Below are 3051 nucleotides of genomic sequence, written 5' to 3'. Positions count from 1 at the left end.
TGATATACGCAGAAGACTTTCAAACAGTCGAAGAAGCCCGAATGGGCATCTTCGAATACATCGAGGTATTTTACAATCGCAGAAGAAGACACTCAGCGTTGGGGTACATCAGCCCAGTTGAGTACGAAAGTATGTAGTTATGTACTGTCTACTTTTTGTGGGGTACACCAGTGCTTGGAGAAATTGATGATTTACTACAAATATAGAAGCTTAGATAACCTAAAGTTTCTAATAGACATTTTTATGAATGGCAGGTTATACGCTGCTCCATATACGGATATGAATGATCCGATGGAGGGGCATTACTTTCATCGTTCGGGCAGGTTAAGTTCTGAGTTTAAATCTGCATTGAAAGGTAAAAAACGCTCATATGGTATAGTGTCTCTCTCCGAAATTGCAGATAACACTTTAATGTGGGCTCACTATGCTAATGGGCATAATGGAATCGCAATAGGTGTTGAAATTGACAGTGATGCATACGATATCAGAAAAATCGAGTATGACGGGCTAAGTCAACTAACTCAGAGTTTTGAACATGAACCCGCTGAAACAGCCAAAAGGGTCCTATCTCATAAACTTGAGGTTTGGGATTATGAAAAGGAGCATAGGGTGTTCGTGCAGCATGAAAAGTACGTAAATGTAAAAATCAAAGAAGTAATTTTCGGGCGTAGAGTAGAACGTTCGGAGCGAGAGTTCTTTGAAAAATTATTTACTAAACTAGCAGGGAATAACATCGAGTTCAGCCAAGAAAAACGCACATAACAAACTGTTCAAGAGGGGTTCGCAACGCGTGTCATTTTCACTATGCGTTGGTTTTAGTGTTTAAGGTGGTATGCGGCGGCTTTTGTATTACGTTGCTCACCCCTTAACAGGGCGTTATGTGTATAGAGGAACTAACAAATTGATCGTAAACAGTATTTGTCCTTATTGCTCTACTGCAATGGTAAAAGGCGAGAACTTGCACAATAGTCGTTCTGTTGAGCACCTAGTTCCCAATACCGCTCTAACGCGAAAGAGAAACAACGGTGAGGGTGATTTCTATGCCTGTCGTAAGTGCAATTCTGAAAAAGGTACATTGGATGAAATATTTGGTCTAATTGCCCGATGCCAATCCAGTGATAGTGAGCTAGCTGTGAAAGCATTAGTTCGTGCTTTCACGAAACGTAAGAGTGTACCGAATCGTCTTTGGGAAATGTATGACAGTGCGGTAGATGTTGGTGAACACGTTGAAGCAAAAATGCCTGTTTATAGTCAAGAGCTGATCGACTACGCAACGTTCTTTGGCAAAGGTCTATATTTTCTAAAGCATCAACGAGTCTTCAATGAAAAGCGAGACGTCATGCATATTCGCTTCTTCAATAAACAGGTTCATTCAAGTTTCGCTCAGAATTATGAGAGTAAGTTTTCAAGCAATCCCATCAAAGACTTAGAATCCAACTCAAAATCATGGGTTGTCGCAGAGGATGAGTGTGTCATCTGGTCAAAAAATAGAAGTCATCTCATTATTTTTCATCACTTTATCTCTTTTGGTATTAGGTTTAAAACTCGTAACCATAAGACTCTGATAAAAAAGAAAGAGCTAGAAAATAATATTTTGGAAAGCTTTGGGTAATACACATAACAAAGCATTTAAGAGTGATTCGCAACGCTTGGCGCTTTCGCTTCGCTCAAGTATAGCCAAGCGCTGCTCACACCTTAATGCGGCGTTAGCTGAATACATTGACCTACAGCGTGTGGAATAATAGAGGCAAATTAGAACGAGAATCACTCTATGAAATCAGACAATCTTTTTCCTATCAAAGACTTCAAAAATACAGTCTTTTTGAAACCTCTAATCGCCGAAAGCGAAGTGACTAATGTTCATGCCGGTGATTTTAGCTATTACAGTGACTTTGACGATCCAACAGAGTTCCTGACTAAAAATGTACTATATAACTTTGGTATTTCGGGTAACTCACTTCATATTGGTAAATTTTGTGCGTTTGCTAATGGGGTTCAATTCATCATGCCTGACGCAAACCATGCAACTTCAGGTATAACAACATATCCGTTTGCAGTTTTCGGAGAAAAGTGGGCTGAAGCTCTATCGTTGACAGAGTACCCATTTAAAGCATACAGAGACACAGTAATTGACAATGATGTTTGGCTTGGTTATGACGTAACAATCATGCCCGGAGTAAACATCGGTCATGGGTCAATTATTGGTGCTAAATCAGTCGTTTCTACAGATATTCCACCGTATAGTATTGCGGTAGGTAACCCTGCGAAAGTCGTTAAAACTCGGTTCAGTGAAGCTGACCAAGAAGTACTTTTGGAGCTAGCATGGTGGGACTGGGAAGTTGAGTTAATCGAGAAAGCAATGCCAATTCTAGTCAAAGGTGACATTCCTAAAGTACTTGAATTTGCGAAACAAAATGGCTTGGCAGTATAAATTCAGCTAACAAAGCATTTAAGAGTGATTCCCAACGCTTGGCATTTTTCATTCCATCGTTGGGTTTTGTGTTTACGGTGGTAAGGTTAAGTTTCGTGGTAGCGTTGCTCACACCTTAATGCGGCGTTAGGCATCTTTTCGAACCTAAAGGAGTAGGTATGTCGAAATTATTAGTTTACTTAACTGCGCTATTCTTTTTGCTCTACGGAGCTCTCTTTGCTGTGTTCCCTGTAGACATGGCAAACTTAATTACAGGCTCAAGCCCCAATTCTGCCTCAGCAACTATTGATTTTAGGGCTACGTATGGTGGTGCCCAGTTTGCAATCGGTCTTGCTTTGATACTCGTCCTCAAGATTAATCAAGATGTCACTTTGGCTTTAATCATTGTAGCTATTACATTGTTATCTATGGCGTTTGGTCGTCTAATTGGTGTCTTGTTTGACGGTCAACCGAATACACAAATGTATGTTTATTTAGTTGCTGAGTTAGTTTTTGGGCTGTTGGCTCTATACCTGAGAAAGTCAGTGGCACTGGTAACCAATGCCTAACAAACTGTTCAAGAGGGATTCGCAACGCGTGGCATTTTCACTATGCGTTGGTTTTAGTGTTTAAGGTGGTAT

The 3051-nt window shown here is 40.3% G+C and carries 5 protein-coding genes; all 5 read left to right on the top strand.

The window, feature by feature from the left end; all coding sequences use genetic code 11:
- On the top strand, positions 1-137 hold a 137-nt coding region (locus KIV41_RS24550), incomplete at its 5' end, for an IS3 family transposase (RefSeq protein ID WP_285337844.1).
- A gap of 49 nt (positions 138-186) precedes the next feature.
- Entirely contained in the window at positions 187-762 is a 576-nt protein-coding gene (locus KIV41_RS24545) for a DUF2971 domain-containing protein (protein ID WP_285337841.1), read from the top strand.
- A 139-nt stretch (positions 763-901) separates the two neighbouring features.
- A complete protein-coding gene (locus KIV41_RS24535) occupies positions 902-1612 on the top strand; it encodes a hypothetical protein (protein WP_285337840.1) in 711 nt (236 codons plus the stop codon).
- A gap of 159 nt (positions 1613-1771) precedes the next feature.
- Positions 1772-2431, top strand: coding sequence for a CatB-related O-acetyltransferase (locus KIV41_RS24530; RefSeq protein WP_285337839.1), 660 nt, complete (start codon positions 1772-1774; stop codon positions 2429-2431).
- Between the two features lie 158 nt (positions 2432-2589).
- Positions 2590-2979, top strand: coding sequence for a DUF4345 domain-containing protein (locus tag KIV41_RS24525; protein WP_252040602.1), 390 nt, complete (start codon positions 2590-2592; stop codon positions 2977-2979).
- Positions 2980-3051: the final 72 nt, after the last annotated feature.

Source organism: Vibrio sp. D401a (assembly GCF_030248515.1).
In the GTDB taxonomy this organism is placed as follows: Bacteria; Pseudomonadota; Gammaproteobacteria; order Enterobacterales; family Vibrionaceae; genus Vibrio; species Vibrio rotiferianus.
The sequence above is the reverse complement of the archived record's forward strand: the minus strand, read 5'-3'. Positions and strand labels throughout refer to the sequence as shown.